We start from the raw sequence: 16,248 nt of genomic DNA on the forward strand, positions 1-16,248 counted from the left end.
CTGGCCTCCTTGTCCAGCCCTCAGCTTGAATCACTATTCACCACAAAAGGGAACCCAAGACGATTCAGACTTTTTGGGAAATGCTCTAGTTTATGACCAGAAGCGGGAAGCAGAGGTCCACTGTGTATCGGTCAGACCTCCGCTTCGAGCCGCAGGCGATTAGGACCCTTTCAGGGGCTGGAGCAGCGGGTTGCTTTTTTCCTGATATCAGCTTCTGGGTTCCTGAACCCGGGTCATCAGCCAGAATCCCACGCCGAAGAAGACCAAAATGACCGACATGCCCGCCGGCTGGCTGTTGAAGAGCGCAGTGACGAGGGCAACGGTCAGCGGGGCCAGAAAGCTGGTCACTTTGCCTGACAGGGCAAGCAGGCCGAAATACTGGGCCATGTGCTCACGCGGGGCAAGGCGTACCAGAAGGCTCCGGCAGGAGGCCTGCAACGGGCCGGCCACAGCGCCGATCAATGCGCCGAGGCCGATGAAGACCTGCTCCGGCAGGGAGGCAAACAGGGCGCCTTCGGGGGCCGGGGGGGTCTGGATGACGAAAAAGACGGTTGTTCGGTCAACCGATATGAGGCCGAGGCCACTGATCATCAGCACAATCAGGGACACCAGGATCACGGGTTTTGCGCCGAGCCGGTCATCCAGCGGGCCGCCCAAAACCAGGCCCAGGGTTCCGGTGATTGTTAAAATGATGCCGAATGTGCCGATTTCGATGGAGCCCCAGCCGAGCTGACCGGCCGAATAGATGCCGCCAAACGCAAACAGGGCCACAAGACCGTCCTTGAACACCATATTGGCAATCAGGAACAGGAAGATGTTCCTGTTCCCGCGAGCAGTGGCCAGATTGCGGGTGAGCGCTTGCAGGCCGCCGCGGACCGCAGCACCCATCCGGGCCCGCTGGGGTGCATCCGGCACAAACAGGAACATTGGCAGCACGAAGACAAGATACCAGAGAGCAGAAAACGGTCCGACCGCCCTGTCGCCTTCCTGTGTTGTGGCGTCGAGACCGAACACCGGCTCGATCCCCAGCAATGTGACACCGGTCTGCGGGCTGGCGGCGAAGAACCCCAGGGCGATGAACAGGGTCACCAGCGCGCTGACATATCCGATGCCCCAGCCGAAACTGGACAGGCGCCCGACCTGATCATGGGGCACCAGCGAAGGCATCATTGCATTGTTGAAGACAGTCGCGATTTCAATGCACAGCGTGCCAACCGCAAACGCGGCCAGGGCGATGAGAATACCGTTCGGATTGCCAGGAGCTGCATACCAGAAAGCCCAGCAGCTGATGACAAAGGGCACCGACAGGGCAAAGATCCAGCGTTTGCGGCGTCCGCTTGCATCTGCCACCGAGCCCAGCACCGGGGCCAGAAGGGCGATGGCCAGCCCGGCGGCCGCTGTCGCATAGCCCCAGAGGGACTGCCCTGCTTCCGGCGTCGGTGCCAAAGCGGAGGCAAAATAGGGGGCGAAGACGAAGGTGGTGACCAGGGTGAAAAAGGGCTGGGCAGCCCAGTCGAACAACGCCCATGACAGGATCGCGCGGCGATCCGTTTTGGGCGGCAGGACGTTGGAAGCGGAAGTCATACTGGATCCTGTACCTGACGCGAAACCGGCCCGCAGCGAGGCTGCCGGCCGGTTCTCCCAGGTGATCTTTATAGGCCTTTTGGACGCGGGTCCAGCGCCAGAAAGGCTCGTCTTCTGAGCTAGTCTGCTCCGCAGATTTCCGCCAAAAGACTGGACGCTACGGAAAATTTGGAGACGCTCAAACCGCCATCCAGAATTTCCCGGACCGCCCGGTGTCTGCTTGACGCTTCGGTTTCATGAGCTTCCAGCCAGGCCGGGAAACTGCCTGCCCGGATCGAGGCGCTGGCAAGAGTCCGATGAGCGGAAAAGAGGGTCGCCCGCGCCCGGTCGAGAGCCAGGCCGTCATAGTAGTCGCGAACTTCCAGGTTCCCGGCCATTTCATGCATGGCACCGATCTGGAAGTGGTGGGCGACCTCGTAATAGGCCCGCGCCGCTGTTTCCAGATCCGCTCCGGTTCCCTCTGCAACAATCACGATATCGGGAATGGCCTGTTCCGCCGGCAGCCAGGCAATGCGCCGGGCAAGGCCCTCCGGAACGCCCTTGGCGACAAAGTCGGCGGCGCGATCGTTGAGGGTTGCAGCCGGCTGCTCCGGAAGCAGGGTTTCCAGGCGGCCGCGCAGATCGGCAATGCCGGTCCGGAAGCGTTCCACCACCGCCGACAGGCCCTTGTCGAAGGACACATTGCGTTTGAACCAGATCACCCGTTCAAGCAGCAGGGTCTGGACTTCGGAATAGAGGTCGAGCTGCAGGGCGCCGTCGACCTTCGTGTCGAGCGCATCGATCTCCGTGTTGAGGTCGGTGAGGTCGAAACTGTTGCGCACGGCCACAAACCCCCGGGCAATCTCCGCCGGGCTGGCTCCGGTCTGGTCCATGAGCCGGGTCAGGAAGGTGGACCCGCCCCGGTTGACCATGGAATTGGCGAGCATGGTGGCGATGATTTCCCGGCGCAGGCGGTGGCCGTTGATTTCGTCCTGATAGGTCGCGGCCATCTGCTTGGGGAAATAGCGCACCAGTTCGCGCGCCAGGTAGTCGTCATCGGGCACGGTGCTGTCCAGCAGCGCATCATAAAGGGTGATCTTGGCATAGGCCAGAAGCACGCCGAGTTCTGCGCGGGTCAAAAGCTGACCGGCCTTGCGCAAGTCCCGCAGGGCTGCCTCGTCGGGCAGCTGCTCCACCTCCCGGTCCAGAAGGCCGTCCTGTTCCAGGCGGCGCATCATGCGCACCTGAAACCCGAAATCCTCCACACCCCTGAGTTCGGTCATGGAAAGGGCAAGGGTCTGCAGGTAGTTGTTGCGCAAAACCAGATCGGCGACCTCGTCGGTCATCTCTGCCAGCAGGTCGTTGCGTTGTTCCAGGCTCAGCTTGCCCGCCTTCACCGCAGCTCCCAGGGCGATCTTGATATTGACTTCCATATCGGAGGAGTTCACCCCGGCAGAATTGTCGATCGCATCGGAATTGCAGCGGCCGCCCTTCTTGTGGAACTCGATCCGGGCCAGCTGGGTGAGGCCCAGATTGGCGCCTTCGCCGATGACCCTGGCGCCCAGTTGCGGCGCGGTGATGCGGATCGGGTCATTGGCCCGGTCACCAGCATCCGCGTCCGTCTCGGTGGTGGCGCGGATATAGGTGCCGATGCCGCCAAACCAAAGAAGGTCCACCTCCATCTTCAAGATGGCCGTCATCACCTCCTGTGGCGTCGCGCTGGCCTTGTCCAGCGAAAGCATTTCCTGGATCTCCGGCGAAAGTGGAATGGATTTCAGCTGGCGGGAGAATATCCCGCCGCCTTTGGAAATCAGATCCGTGTTGTAGTCGTTCCAGGAAGACCGTCCGAGGTCGAACAGGCGTTTGCGTTCCACCCAGGTCTTGGCCGGGTCGGGGTCCGGATCCAGGAATATGTCCCGGTGATCGAAGGCGGCGACCAGCCGTGTCGCCTTGGACAGAAGCATGCCGTTGCCGAAGACGTCGCCGGACATGTCCCCCACACCGGCGGCTGTGAACGGTTCGCTCTGGATGTCCCGGTTCATTTCCCGGAAATGCCGTTTGACCGCTTCCCAGGCGCCCCGGGCGGTGATGCCCATTTTCTTGTGGTCATACCCGGCCGAGCCGCCGGAGGCGAAGGCATCGCCAAGCCAGAAGGACCGGCCTTCGGACAGGCCGTTGGCCGTGTCGGAGAAGGTCGCCGTGCCCTTGTCTGCGGCAACCACGAGATAGGGGTCGTCGCCGTCGAAGCGCTGCACCCGGTCCGGGGGCAGGATCGTGTCTTCGTCCAGATTGTCGGTCACATCCAGCAAGGCGTTGATGAAGGTCTTGTAGCTTTCCGTTCCTTCCGTGAACCAGGCTTCCCGGTCGCTGGCCGGGGGCAGCTGTTTGGGCACAAAGCCACCCTTGGCGCCAACCGGCACGATAACCGCATTTTTGACCTGCTGGGCCTTGACGAGGCCGAGCACTTCGGTGCGGAAATCCTGGGGCCGGTCCGACCAGCGAAGGCCGCCGCGCGCCACCATGCCGAAGCGCAGATGCACACCTTCCACCCGCGGGCTGTAGACGAAGATTTCCCGGAACGGGCGCGGTTGTGGCAGATCGTCGATCTGGCGGCTGTCGATCTTGAAGGAGAAAGTCGGCTTGGGCTGGCCGCCGCTGTCCAACTGATAGAAATTCGTGCGCAGGATCGAGCCGATCACATTCTGGAACCGGCGCAGGATGCGGTCGTCATCAAGGCTGGAGACCTCCTCCAGATCGCTGGTGAGTTCCGCCGCCAGCCGTGCCGAGCCCAGATCCCGGTCCTTGCCGGTGACATCCGGGTTGAAGCGCAGATGGAACAGTTCCACCAGCTTGGCCGTGATCACGGGATAGTTGTTCAGCGTTCGCCACATATAGTCTTCGGAGAACGGAATGCCCGCTTGCCGCAGATATTTTGACAGGGCGCGGACAACAGCCACATCCCGCCAGGCAAGCCCTGCGGTCATGACAAGGCGGTTGTAGCCGTCATTTTCCGCCTGGCCCTTCCAGATCGCCATGAACATGCTTTCCAGCCGTTCGCGCAGGTCTTCGGGCAGTTCGAAATCCTCGCCCGAATGGCTTTCCAGGGTCATTTCATGAAGATAGGAGAGCGGCTTGTCGGCGGGCGTCACCCTGTAGGTCCGCTCGTTGATCACGTTGAAGCCCATATTCTCCAGCAGCGGCACCCGGGCCGACAGGGGGATCGGGGAACCGCAATGGTAGACTTTCAGGCCGAGGCGGTTGGCATTGGAGCCGGTCTGACGGTGGAAGGTGATGGTGGTGTCGTCCAGGCCGGACAGGGTTTCCAGCTTGACGATATCGAGCACCGCCGACTGGGCATTGTAGACTTCCTTGTAGCCGCCGTGGAACGACAGGGAATAGCGGTCGGCGAGCTGGCGCGCCTTGGCGCTTGGAAAGTCGCGGGTTAGGGCATCGCGTACGCTGTCCGACCAGCTGCGCACCATGTCTGCCACGGCGGTTTCCAGCTCTTCCTGCTCCGGGGCCGGGGTTTCGCCCCTGTCACGGCCGACAATGTAATGCACCCGGGCCAGCGGTCCTTCCATATAGGTGACATACCAGGCCGACAGGCGGCCCTCAAAGACCGAGGCCAGATAGGTGCCGATATTGATCCGCACTTCGGTCGAATAGCGGTCCCTCGGCACGAACACCAGAATGGAGACATAGCGGTCGAACTTGTCCGGGCGCGCCAGAACGCGGATGCGCGGTCGCTCGTCCAGCTGCAGGATCGCGATTGCAAAGTCGTAAAGCCGCTCCCTGTCGATCTGGAACAGCTCGTCCCTTGGAAAAGCCTCCAGAACATTGCGCAGCGCCCGGCCGGAATGGCTTTCGGAGCCGTATCCGGCCCGGGCCAGGACACTGGCCACCTTGCGCCGCAGGAACGGAATCGTGCTGGTGGGCTCGGTATAAGCGGTGGAGGCGAACAGACCGACAATGCGCAATTCACCTGTCAGCACTCCATCATCATCATAGAGCTTGGCGCCGACATAATCCATGTGCACCCGCCGGTGTACGGTGCTCTTCACATTGGCTTTTGCGATGATCAGCGGTTCGGGCTTTTTCAGGAACTCGCGGATTTCCGGCGTGATCTGGACGAATTCGGAACCGCGCCGCAGCACGCGCACATCCGGGTCTGCCAGAAGGCCGAGCCCGGTTCCCTCGTGCGGGGAGAGTTCGCCTTCTTCCGCGCCGCCCTCGAATTTGTATTCGCGCATGCCGAGGAAAATGAAATTGTTGTTTTCCATCCACTCCAGGAAGTGGATGGCCTCCCACAGATCGTCGCTGCTGCCGGGAATCTGCGTGGTCTTGTAGGTGTCGATGGCGTCGGCCAGCCGTTCCTGCATCGGCTTGAAATCATTGACCACCGAGCGCACGGAGTGAAGGACCTTGTCCAGGCGGCCGCTCAGGGCGGTGCGGGCCTCTTCCGAATCAATCCGCGTCACATGAATATGGATCAGGCTTTCCTGCCGGTCCTTGCGTTTGGCCGGTTTCTTGCGCGCTGCTGCCGTGACAAGCTTGCCGGCATCGTCCCGCTCCACGATGAAGATCGGGTGCAGTACAAGATGCACGTCCAGCTTGCTGGCATGCAGCTCGTCCATGACCGAATCAACGAGAAACGGCATGTTGTCATTGACGATCTCAATCACGGAGAGCCCGTTGGCCCGGGAGGTCTTCTTGGCAAAGGCCGGGTCGGTGATGCTGATGCGGTGGGTGCCAAGGTCGTGGGTCTGGAAGTCCTGCCAGGCGTCGCTGACAAAGCCCGTCAGATCATCGGCAGTATAGGCGACGAGGTCTTCCGCTGCGGCCCTGTCGAAGAAGGCGGCTGCAAATTCCGCCAACTCAGGATCGGTCTTGTTCAGCCCTGCTTGCACCTCGCCGATGAGCTTTTGTTTCTCAACGTCGTGTTTGTCCGGCATTCCTAATCCCCCTAGGCGATCTTCGTTGTGGCTCGGCCGCGTGGTATGCTTTTCTAGTGCAGCTTGTTAAAAATTTTCATGACGGGAGTAAAAAATTGTCAAGCAAAGTCACGGCCTTGCAAATTGAGTCAACAGATTCTTTGAGTGAAAAAACGCAAAGCTATTTCGAATTGTGCAAGGAGAAGCTCGGCTTGGTTCCCAATGTGCTGACGGCCTATTCCTTCGATGAGGCGAAATTGCGGGCCTTCACCGGCATGTATAACGACCTCATGCTGGCAGAGTGCGGACTCTCCAAGCTTGAGAGGGAGATGATTGCCGTTGCGGTATCTGCCGTCAACCGTTGTTTCTATTGCCTGACCGCGCACGGAGCAGCGGTACGGGAATTGTCGGGAGACCCGGTGCTGGGCGAATTGATGGTGATGAATTACCGGGTCGCGGATCTCAGCGCTCGGCAGCGGGCAATGCTGGATTTTGCGGTGAAGCTTACTGAAAAACCGGCGGAGATTCTGGAAAGCGACCGCCAGGCCCTGCGGGATGCGGGGTTCAGTGACCGGGACATCTGGGACATTGCCTCTGTTGCAGCCTTTTTCAACATGAGCAACCGGGTCGCGGCCGCCTCCGACATGAGGCCCAATGATGAGTATCACTCAAGGGCCCGTTGAAGTCTCGTCGCACGACAATCCGGTGACAAGACCGGCGTTTGGGTGTATGACGGCGTCGACTTTTATCTGAGGAAGGAGAGGAGCGGGCCATGGCTGCGCGCGTATTTATTGATGGTGAAGCGGGAACGACGGGTTTGCAGATCCGCGAGCGCCTTGCCACGCGCCGTGACCTGGATCTGATCTCCATTCCCGAAGACCGCCGCAAGGACCCCGTGGCCCGTGCCGAGTGTCTGAATACGGCGGATGTGGCTATTCTGTGCCTGCCCGATGCGGCGGCAAAGGAAAGCGTCGCGCTGATCGAAAACGACACCACCCGCGTCATTGATGCCTCCAGCGCCCACCGGGTCGCAGAAGGCTGGGTCTATGGGTTCGCCGAAATGGACCGGGATCAGGCCGATATCATTGCCGGTGCCATGCGGGTGACCAATCCGGGCTGTTGGCCCCAGGGCCTGATCGCGTCCCTGCGCCCGCTGGTGGCGGCGGGTCTGGTGCCATCTGAATTCCCCGTGACCTACCAGGGTATTTCGGGGTATTCCGGCGGCGGCAAGGGCTTGATCGGCGACTATGAAGGCCGGGGCACGGAGGCCAATGTGTTTGCGCCCTATGCGCTGGGCTTCAACCACAAGCACCTGCCGGAAATGACCGAATATGGGCTGCTGGACTCAGCGCCCTTGTTCACCCCGTCTGTTGGCAACTACTACAAGGGCATGCTGACCGTGCTGCCGCTGAACCTTGCCGCACTGGAGACGGTTCCGAGCGGAGAGCAACTGCATGCAGCGCTTGCCGATCACTTTGCAGATGCCGCCAACGGCTTTGTGGAGGTGGCGCCGCTGGAGGCGCTGGACAAGTCGGAATACCTGGACCCCCAGGCGGTGAACGATACCAACCTGCTGCGCCTGCATGTCTTTGCCAATGATGCACGGGCGCAGGCAGCAGTGATCGCGGTTTACGACAATCTGGGCAAGGGCGCGTCCGGCGCGGCGGTCCAGAACCTCAACTTGATGCTCGGCGTCGATCAGGCCACTAGCCTGGCGGCCTAAGGACCAGGGCCTTGAAGCCGGCAGTGACGCCGGTTTCAGGGGGCCGGTCTCAAGGGGCCGGCCGGACCCGGTCCGGCAGACGCGCACATCTTTCAGGAGATAGAAGAATGGAAAAATTTGAAACCCTGACCGGGGTCGCTGCGCCCCTTCCGATCGTCAATATCGATACGGATATGATCATTCCAAAGCAGTTCCTGAAGACCATCAAACGCACCGGTCTCGGTACTGCGCTGTTTCACGAAATGCGCACCAATGACGATGGTTCGGAGAACCCGGATTTCGTTCTTAACAAGGCCGCCTACCGGGATGCCAAGATCCTGATCGCAGGCGACAATTTCGGCTGCGGCTCTTCCCGCGAGCACGCTCCCTGGGCGCTGCAGGATTTCGGCATCCGCTGTGTGATCTCCACGTCCTTTGCCGACATCTTCTACAACAATTGCTTCAAGAACGGCATTCTGCCGATCCAGGTGTCCGAAGACGAGCTGGAAACGCTGCTCCACGCTGCCGAACGCGGGGCAAATTTCACCTTGACGATCGATCTGGAAAACCAGGAAATCCAGGGTCTTGAGAGCGGCGACATTGCCTTCAAGATCGACCATTTCCGCAAGCACTGCCTGATCAACGGTCTGGATGATATCGGCCTGACCATGGCCAAGGCTGGCGAGATCGACACGTTTGAAGGCAAGATCGGCGAAAGCCGTCCTTGGGTTTAAGGCAGGCCCGGTTCCAGTGCTGCCCCTTTGGCCTGATAGAGGGCATGTGACGGCAAAGACCCTTCTGGAAGGCGGAACTGCCTTTCAGAGCGTCTAGGGCCGGGGAGGGGCATCAGCTCGGCCTATTGGCCCTTGTCATCCTCGCGCACGCGCCGTTCTGCGTTGAGCTGCTCCAGCTCCGCCAGTTTGGTACCAATGGGCCGCAGCGCGGCCACTGTGGTGCGGTATCTCAAGGAATGCTGCTCGAACAGGCGTCTGGCGAGTTCGGGATATTCCTGGATCATGCGCTTGAACAGGGCCCGGCGGATGCGGATGATGCTGACGTCTCCGAGGGCCAGTGCGCGGCAGGGGCGTTTGAGGTCCGTCAGCAGGGCGGACTCGCCGAGAAGCACCCCCCGGCCGACCCTTTCCATCTCCTGAAACCCGTTGTCGCCGCGCTTTTGAAGGCTGACAGTGCCCTGGGTGACCACAAGGCCGCCATCCGCCCGTTCCCCTTCGTCGAAAAGGGTCTGGCCATTGGCGTAATCCATGCTTTCGGCGCTGAAGGCGAGCAGGCGCAGCTGGTCGTCCTGGAACTCCGAAAGCATCGGGATTTCTTTGAGAATCGCAATGTCTTGGGCAAGGCTCATGCCCAAGATTTACGCTGATAACCCGCTAGGGCACAAGCTTATATCCACCGGCTTCTGTGACCAGAAGCTCCGCATTGGACGGATCTCGCTCAATTTTCTGGCGCAGCCGGTAAATATGGGTCTCAAGCGTGTGGGTGGTGACCCCGGAATTGTAGCCCCAGACCTCATGCAGCAAGACGTCCCGGGTGACCGGCTTTTCACCTGCCCGGTAGAGGAATTTCAGGATCGAGGTTTCCTTTTCCGTCAGCCGCACCTTGCTGCCGGCATCGTCCTGCATCACCTTGGCGGCCGGGCGGAAGGAATAGCGGCCAATGGCAAAGGTGGCATCTTCGCTCTGCTCATGCTGACGCAGATGGGCGCGGACCCGCGCCAGCAGCACGGCGAATTTGAACGGCTTGGTGACATAATCATTGGCCCCGGCTTCCAGGCCCAAAATGGTGTCGCTGTCGCCGTCATGGCCGGTCAGCATGATGATCGGCGCCTTGAACCCGTTCTTGCGCAGCAGCTTGACAGCCTCGCGGCCGTCAATATCCGGCAGGCCCACATCCATCAAAAGAAGGTCGACATGTTCATCTTTGGCAAGGCCGATGCCTGAGGTGGCGCTGTCTGCCTGGATGGTTTCAAATTCGTCATAAAGGGAAAGCTGCTCGACAAGCGCTTCACGCAGTTCCGTATCATCATCGACAATCAAAATGGTGCGGGCGGTCATAAGGGGTGTCCTCGCCTGAAATTCAACCTGATCACGCCACTGTGTGAAAACCACACGAGCGTGTTCCTGCTTCTATGTGCGTGGGAAAGTTTCGCCGCACAAGCGGGCCTTCGTCAATTCTTCTTCACGCGAGGGTTAGCGCCGGTTTATCAATGTCTTGTCGCAGCAACAGGTTCAGCGGATCGTGTGCCTATGAAAAGACTTGGAAAACCGGCGGAATTGCTGGAGGTGCGGGCGCTGCCCCATGACCGTCGGAAAGGTCTGCTGCGTTTTGGGCCGATCACGGTTCCGTGTGCCCTAGGCCGCTCCGGCATCGTGCAGCGCAAACACGAAGGCGATGGAACGACACCGGCCGGTTGCTTTCAGCTTGTGAAGGTCTTTTACCGGCCGGACCGGGGGCCGCGCCTGAAAACCGGCCTGCCGGTGACAGCGCTGACATCCCGGGCGGGCTGGTGCGACGACCCGGGCCACCGGCTTTACAACCGGCCGGTCACGCTGCCCTTTCCAAAAAGTCATGAGATCATGTGGCGGGATGATCCGCTCTATGACATCGTCGTCGTGCTTGACTACAATCTGGCCCCGGCGGTTAGGGGCCGGGGCAGCGCCATTTTCTTTCACATCGCGCGTCCGCACTACACGCCGACGGAAGGCTGTGTGGCCGTCGCCCCCCGCCATATGCGCCTGCTCCTGTCAAAGGTCCGGCCCGGCGCGGCCATGCGCATTCATCTGTGAGCCCGGCAAGGCACGGCCCAGGTCCGGTGGCCAGGGTTCAGTCTTCGGCCATTTGTGCCCTGTAGATTCTGAACTGCCCGCTGACCCGCACGGTGGTGCGGGTGCCCTGGCCATTGTCCAGATCAGCGGTTCTGAGCCGGAACCGGTTGCGCTGGACGTTGTAGTCCGAATAGACATTGCATTCCAGAAAGGTGGCAATGCCATTCTCGTCAATGCTCTCCAGAATGGCCGTATGCCGGGGCGCGCCGCGGGTTTCTGTTTGAACCTCATAGCCGTCTTCGTTTTCAACGCGAACTGACACCTCAAAGCGGGTGAACTGGAACACGTCGCCGGGTCTGGCATTGCTGAGCTGTTCGATCTGACGTCCCCAGGCATAGGTCGCAGACGGTTTGTGAAACCCGAGGGTTGAAAAGCCATTATTGACCAAGGTCCAGCACTCGCCGTTTCCTTCCTGACGGCCAAGCCTGTCTGCGGCAAAGGAGATCAGACGTCTTGCTTCCTGTTCAGTGACATCACGCATAGCAACTGTCCTCAAGTTGACTTAACGATAGATGCAGTGTGCGTGACGGTTCGCCCTTTGTCTGTAATTCTGGTCACAGAGTACTGAAAAGATCTTTTCTGCAATCAAGTATCCTGAGGTGGGAATGTTTCAAGTCTTGGTTGTAACTTGAGGAAGTGGTCCATGAGGCAGGGAGCGGCGAACGCCACTGGAGCCAGAATTTTTACCGGTTTTGACTGTCTTGCGGCTCGCAAAGCTCAGGCCACTGGTAATTTCGCATGTTTTCCGCCATATAGGAGCACTTGATCCGAAAAACGGTCTCTTTCTCATCAATTCAAAAGAAGTGCACCCGATATGGCGTCTGACATCAGACCCTTTTTGAAGATGAATGGTCTTGGCAATGACTTCGTGGTCTGGGACGCGCGGCAGGCACCGCTGCGCCTGTCCCGCGAGGTGATAGCCAGATTGGGGGATCGTGCGCACGGGATCGGCTTTGACCAGATGATCACGGTGGAGCGGTCACCGCTTGGTGTGGATGCCTTCATGCGCATTCACAATCAAAATGGCGGTGAAGTGTCTGCTTGCGGCAACGCGACCCGCTGTATCGGCCGCCTTCTGATGGAAGAAGCCGGCAAGGATGTCGTGACAATTGAAACCGCCGCCGGTCTGCTGCACGCATTTGACACCTCCGCGCCGCACAGTGTGACGGTTGACATGGGCACGCCACGGCTGACCTGGGAAGAGATTCCCTTGGCGGAGGAATTTGCCGATACACGGGCGATTGAACTCCAGATCGGGCCAATTGATGCGCCGGTGCTGCACACTCCGGCTGTGGTCAATATGGGTAACCCCCATGCGATCTTCTGGGTGAAGGACGATGTGGAGGCGTATGAGCTGGAACGTTTCGGCCCGCTTCTGGAACATCATCCGGTCTTCCCGGAAGGGGCGAATATCTCGCTCGCCCATGTCTTCGCAGAAGATCAGATCCGCCTGAAAGTCTGGGAACGCGGGGTCGGCCTCACCCTGGCTTGCGGCACCGCCGCCTGTGCGGCCGGGGTGGCTGCTGCGCGCGACGGCAAGACCGGCCGGACAACGACCGTGCATCTGCCCGGCGGCCCGCTTGGCATCGAATGGCGCGAAAGCGACGGCCATGTTCTGATGACCGGTCTGACGGAAGTGGAATTTGAAGGTGAAATCGACCTTGAAACGCTGGCCTGGACAAAGACCGGACCGGGGGACGCCCAGGAGGCCGGAGCGGCGTCATGAGCATTGATGTGGTCACATTCGGCTGCCGGCTCAATTCCTATGAGTCGGAAGTGATGAAGCGCGAAGCGGAGGCCGCCGGTCTCAAGGACGCGATCCTCATCAATACCTGTGCCGTCACCAATGAAGCGGTGCGTCAGGCCCGCCAGGCCGTGCGCAAGGCCAAGCGGGACAATCCGGGTGCGCGCGTGATCGTGACCGGCTGTGCGGCCCAGACCGAGGCAGACACGTTTTCCGTTATGAAGGAAGTGGATCTGGTGCTCGGCAATACGGAAAAGCTGGAGCGCAAATCCTATCAGGATGTGGCCGCGTTCGGCATTTCCGACAGCGAGAAGGTCCGCGTCAACGACATCATGAGCGTGGAAGAAACGGCGGGCCATCTGATCGATGGTTTGACCGGGCGCGCACGGGCCTTTGTGCAGGTTCAAAACGGCTGTGATCACCGCTGCACCTTCTGCATCATACCTTATGGCCGGGGCAATTCCAGATCCGTGCCCATGGGTGTGGTAATTGACCAGATCCGCCGTCTGACGGAAAATGGTTACAATGAAATCGTCCTGACCGGGGTCGACATCACTTCCTATGGAGCGGATTTGCCGGGGGCGCCGAAGCTCGGTACCTTGACGGCCAAGATCCTGAAAATGGTGCCGGATCTGAAACGCCTGCGCCTGTCCTCCATCGATTCCATCGAGGCGGATGAGGATCTGATGCGGGTGATTGGCGATGATGAGCGCCTGATGCCGCATTTTCACCTGTCGCTGCAGGCCGGGGACGACATGATCCTGAAGCGGATGAAGCGCCGGCATTTGCGCGCTGACACGATCCGCTTTTGCGAGGAGGTCCGGCGCCTGCGCCCGGACGTGGTGTTTGGCGCTGATATCATTGCCGGATTCCCGACCGAGACCGAGGCTATGTTCGAAAATTCCCTCAAGATCGTCGATGAATGCGGCCTGACTCATCTGCATGTCTTCCCGTTTTCTCCGCGTCCGGGCACTCCGGCCGCACGCATGCCCCAGCTTGAGCGCAGCGTCGTCAAGGCAAGGGGCGCGCGCCTGCGGGCCAAGGGGGAAGAGGTGCTGGTGAAGCACCTTGAAGGAGAGGTGGGCAAGGTGCGGCCGGTCCTTATCGAAAAGGAAGGCCTGGGCCGGACGGAACAGTTTACCCAGGTTGAGCTTCCCCTTGGTCAGGCCGGTGAGGTCGTCGAGACCCGGATTATCGGCCATACCGGACGCCATCTTCTGGGCGAGGCCCTTTCCAAGGCAGCCTGAGCCGTGGTCTAAGGGTTGGGTTTCAACGGCTTGTGTTTCGCAAGGCCGGACGCCAAGGCTTCGCAATCCGGAGCCGGACCAAGCGGTGCCAAATGTTCAAGGCGGTTTTATGAGCGAGAAAAAACGCGGATTTCTGGGACGGCTCTTCGGGGGCGCGGACCAGCCGGAGGAGCAGGCAAGCCCGTCCGTTGAGGACACATCCGCAAGCGGAGCGCCGCATGCTTCACCGGATACGGCAGACGGGGAGACCCCTCCCGCCTCCAGCATGGCCGTTGAGCCGGTGGGCTCTTTTGGCGAAACCGTTCCCGTTCAGCCGGCCGGTGCAGCGCCAAGTCTGCTGACGGACGCTCCCTCTTCCTTGCCGGAGTTCTCCGGGGACACGCCGCCTACGGATCTTGGTCCGGTGCTGGAGGCAGAGCGGGATCAGGGAACACAAGAAGCACCGGCTGCGGACGCAGGGCCTGGCGAAACAGACGCCGTTGCGGTCAACCCGCAAGCTCCAGTCTCTGAAACAGGCCCCGGCGCTGCGCCAGAAATGCCCGAAGGGCCGGAAGAGACTGCGTCAGACAGTGGCTCTGAAGCAGGCGAGGCGCCGAAGCTCTCCTGGTTCCAGCGGCTGAAAAACGGGCTTTCCCGCTCTTCTGCCTCCTTGACCGATGGCATCACCTCGATTTTCACCAAACGCAAGCTGGATGCCTCCATGCTGGAGGAGCTGGAGGACATTCTCATTCAGGCGGATCTGGGCGTCGACACGGCCATGGCAATCACCGATCGCCTGTCCGATGGGCGCTACAACAAGGAAATTTCGCCTGAAGAAGTGCGGGAGATCCTGTCGGAGGAGGTTGAAAAGGTTCTGGATCCAGTTGCGCAGCCGCTTGATCTTGAAACCGGCAAGAGACCCCATGTGGTGCTGATGGTGGGGGTCAACGGTACGGGCAAGACCACAACGATTGGCAAATTGTCGGAGAAACTGCGCTCTGAGGGTAAGTCGGTGATGCTGGCGGCTGGCGATACGTTCCGTGCTGCAGCGGTGGAACAGCTCAAGATCTGGGGCACGCGTACGGGGGCTGAGGTTGTGGCCCGGGACACCGGCGCGGATGCGGCCGGTCTGGCCTTTGACGCCATGAAGGAAGCGCTTGAAAAACAGGTTGATGTACTTTTGATCGATACGGCCGGGCGTCTTCAGAACAAGGCGGAGCTGATGGATGAGCTGGAAAAGGTCATCCGCGTGATCAAGAAGCATGATCCCGAAGCCCCCCACACGGTCCTGCTCACACTCGATGCGACAACGGGTCAGAACGCGCTCAATCAAGTGGAGATTTTCGGCAAGGTTGCCGGGGTCACCGGCCTTGTGATGACCAAGCTGGACGGAACGGCAAGGGGCGGGATTCTGGTGGCCATTGCCGCCAAACACGGCCTGCCGGTGCATTTCATCGGGGTTGGCGAAGGGGTGGAGGATCTGGAACCGTTCTCGGCAAAGGACTTTGCCAGCGCGATTGCCGGGCTGGCCTGATCAGAGACCCGGCTCCCAGCCCTCTGGCGCCATCTCAAAGCCGTCAAACTGAAAACCCGGCGCCACTGTGCAGCCAACCAGGGGCCAGGCGCCCAGCGAGCGGGCCTGCTGCCAGCCATGGCGCGGCACGATTCCCTGGGGCCGTTCCCCGGCGCGCAGATCGTTGCCGAGGGTCAGCCCCTCTTTTGTGCGGCCGTCTGCGCTGATGGACAGTTCCAGTGGCGCGCCCGCGTACCAGTGCCAGGTTTCCACCGCATCCACCTTGTGCCAGCGTGAGAGCACCCCCTCCGGCAGCAGAAAATAGATCAGGGTTGAGGCTGCCCGCCCGGTGTCGTCAGTTTCCGGATCCCGGAAGGTTTCGGCATAGAAGCCGCCTTCGGGATGGGGCTGCATTTTCAGCAATGTGACGATGTCATCCGCGCTCAGGCTGGGAGAAGGGGTCACAGTCAGCATTCTCCAGCATAGGCAACATCATCAATGGTTTCGCGCAAGGCGGCAACGACCTCCTCATAAAGTACCTGCATGTCCAGCTTGTGACCGCCGCCCTGGTGGGCCGGTATCGGCTCGGCCTGGCTGAGAATACGGTGAACAACGTCCTTGGCACGCTGCTCGGCGCTGCGTTGCGTGGATGAATCTGGGGTTGTGGTCATGATGTCTGCCCTCACATGATCCCGAAAGACCCCATATGGGGGCTGGCCGGATGGA

General features: G+C 60.5%; 14 protein-coding genes. 7 read left to right on the plus strand and 7 right to left on the minus strand.

Going from position 1 to position 16,248, the window contains the following annotated elements:
* Positions 1 to 207: 207 nt before the first annotated feature.
* Complete coding sequence (locus ACXAIC_RS22570; RefSeq protein ID WP_475186058.1) at positions 208 to 1,584, minus strand: MFS transporter; 1,377 nt, start codon at positions 1,582 to 1,584, stop codon at positions 208 to 210.
* Between the two features lie 119 nt (positions 1,585 to 1,703).
* A complete protein-coding gene (locus tag ACXAIC_RS22575; protein ID WP_475186059.1) occupies positions 1,704 to 6,515 on the minus strand; it encodes an NAD-glutamate dehydrogenase in 4,812 nt (1,603 codons plus the stop codon).
* 95 nt (positions 6,516 to 6,610) lie between these two features.
* Here ACXAIC_RS22575 and ACXAIC_RS22580 point away from each other — a divergent pair, with 95 nt between their 5' ends.
* The 3 genes from ACXAIC_RS22580 (at position 6,611) to leuD (ending at position 8,930) form a co-directional block, all read left to right on the plus strand.
* Positions 6,611 to 7,177, plus strand: a complete 567-nt coding sequence (locus ACXAIC_RS22580; protein WP_475186062.1) for a peroxidase-related enzyme — start codon at positions 6,611 to 6,613, stop codon at positions 7,175 to 7,177.
* A gap of 89 nt (positions 7,178 to 7,266) precedes the next feature.
* On the plus strand, positions 7,267 to 8,217 hold the full coding sequence (argC, locus tag ACXAIC_RS22585; protein ID WP_475186065.1) for an N-acetyl-gamma-glutamyl-phosphate reductase: 951 nt from the start codon (positions 7,267 to 7,269) through the stop codon (positions 8,215 to 8,217).
* Positions 8,218 to 8,324: 107 nt separating this feature from the next.
* The gene (gene leuD / locus ACXAIC_RS22590) at positions 8,325 to 8,930 is read left to right on the plus strand and encodes a 3-isopropylmalate dehydratase small subunit (RefSeq protein WP_475186067.1); all 606 of its coding nucleotides are present in this window, start codon (positions 8,325 to 8,327) and stop codon (positions 8,928 to 8,930) included.
* Between the two features lie 122 nt (positions 8,931 to 9,052).
* On the opposite strand, the gene ACXAIC_RS22595 is transcribed toward leuD, so the two are convergent.
* Together ACXAIC_RS22595 and ACXAIC_RS22600 are read right to left on the minus strand one after the other, a co-directional pair.
* Positions 9,053 to 9,517, minus strand: a complete 465-nt coding sequence (locus ACXAIC_RS22595) for a Crp/Fnr family transcriptional regulator (protein ID WP_475186069.1) — start codon at positions 9,515 to 9,517, stop codon at positions 9,053 to 9,055.
* Positions 9,518 to 9,584: 67 nt separating this feature from the next.
* Positions 9,585 to 10,268, minus strand: a complete 684-nt coding sequence (locus tag ACXAIC_RS22600) for a response regulator transcription factor (RefSeq protein ID WP_299477884.1) — start codon at positions 10,266 to 10,268, stop codon at positions 9,585 to 9,587.
* Between the two features lie 192 nt (positions 10,269 to 10,460).
* Here ACXAIC_RS22600 and ACXAIC_RS22605 point away from each other — a divergent pair, with 192 nt between their 5' ends.
* Complete coding sequence (locus ACXAIC_RS22605; protein ID WP_475186070.1) at positions 10,461 to 11,000, plus strand: L,D-transpeptidase family protein; 540 nt, start codon at positions 10,461 to 10,463, stop codon at positions 10,998 to 11,000.
* 37 nt (positions 11,001 to 11,037) lie between these two features.
* On the opposite strand, the gene ACXAIC_RS22610 is transcribed toward ACXAIC_RS22605, so the two are convergent.
* Positions 11,038 to 11,520 carry a hypothetical protein gene (locus ACXAIC_RS22610; protein WP_475186072.1) on the minus strand — a complete coding sequence of 161 codons (483 nt, stop codon included), beginning with the start codon at positions 11,518 to 11,520 and terminating at the stop codon, positions 11,038 to 11,040.
* A 333-nt stretch (positions 11,521 to 11,853) separates the two neighbouring features.
* Between ACXAIC_RS22610 and dapF the strand changes: the two genes are divergently transcribed.
* From dapF to ftsY, 3 genes are all read left to right on the plus strand, one after another.
* Complete coding sequence (gene dapF, locus ACXAIC_RS22615) at positions 11,854 to 12,765, plus strand: diaminopimelate epimerase (RefSeq protein WP_475186073.1); 912 nt, start codon at positions 11,854 to 11,856, stop codon at positions 12,763 to 12,765.
* Positions 12,762 to 14,030 (plus strand): tRNA (N(6)-L-threonylcarbamoyladenosine(37)-C(2))-methylthiotransferase MtaB, encoded by a 1,269-nt coding sequence (mtaB, locus tag ACXAIC_RS22620; protein WP_475186074.1) that lies wholly within the window; start codon positions 12,762 to 12,764, stop codon positions 14,028 to 14,030. Before dapF ends, mtaB begins: the two co-directional genes overlap by 4 nt.
* Positions 14,031 to 14,139: 109 nt before the next feature.
* Entirely contained in the window at positions 14,140 to 15,543 is a 1,404-nt protein-coding gene (gene ftsY, locus ACXAIC_RS22625; RefSeq protein ID WP_475186077.1) for a signal recognition particle-docking protein FtsY, read from the plus strand.
* Here the strand turns inward: ftsY and ACXAIC_RS22630 are convergent, their stop codons facing one another.
* Both ACXAIC_RS22630 and ACXAIC_RS22635 read right to left on the minus strand, forming a co-directional pair.
* Entirely contained in the window at positions 15,544 to 15,996 is a 453-nt protein-coding gene (locus ACXAIC_RS22630) for a cupin domain-containing protein (protein ID WP_475186078.1), read from the minus strand.
* Entirely contained in the window at positions 15,990 to 16,193 is a 204-nt protein-coding gene (locus ACXAIC_RS22635; RefSeq protein ID WP_475186079.1) for a hypothetical protein, read from the minus strand. The genes ACXAIC_RS22630 and ACXAIC_RS22635 overlap by 7 nt, the downstream gene beginning before the upstream one ends.
* Positions 16,194 to 16,248 lie beyond the last annotated feature (55 nt).

This window comes from Roseibium sp. AWQ4_254 (genome assembly GCF_056161025.1).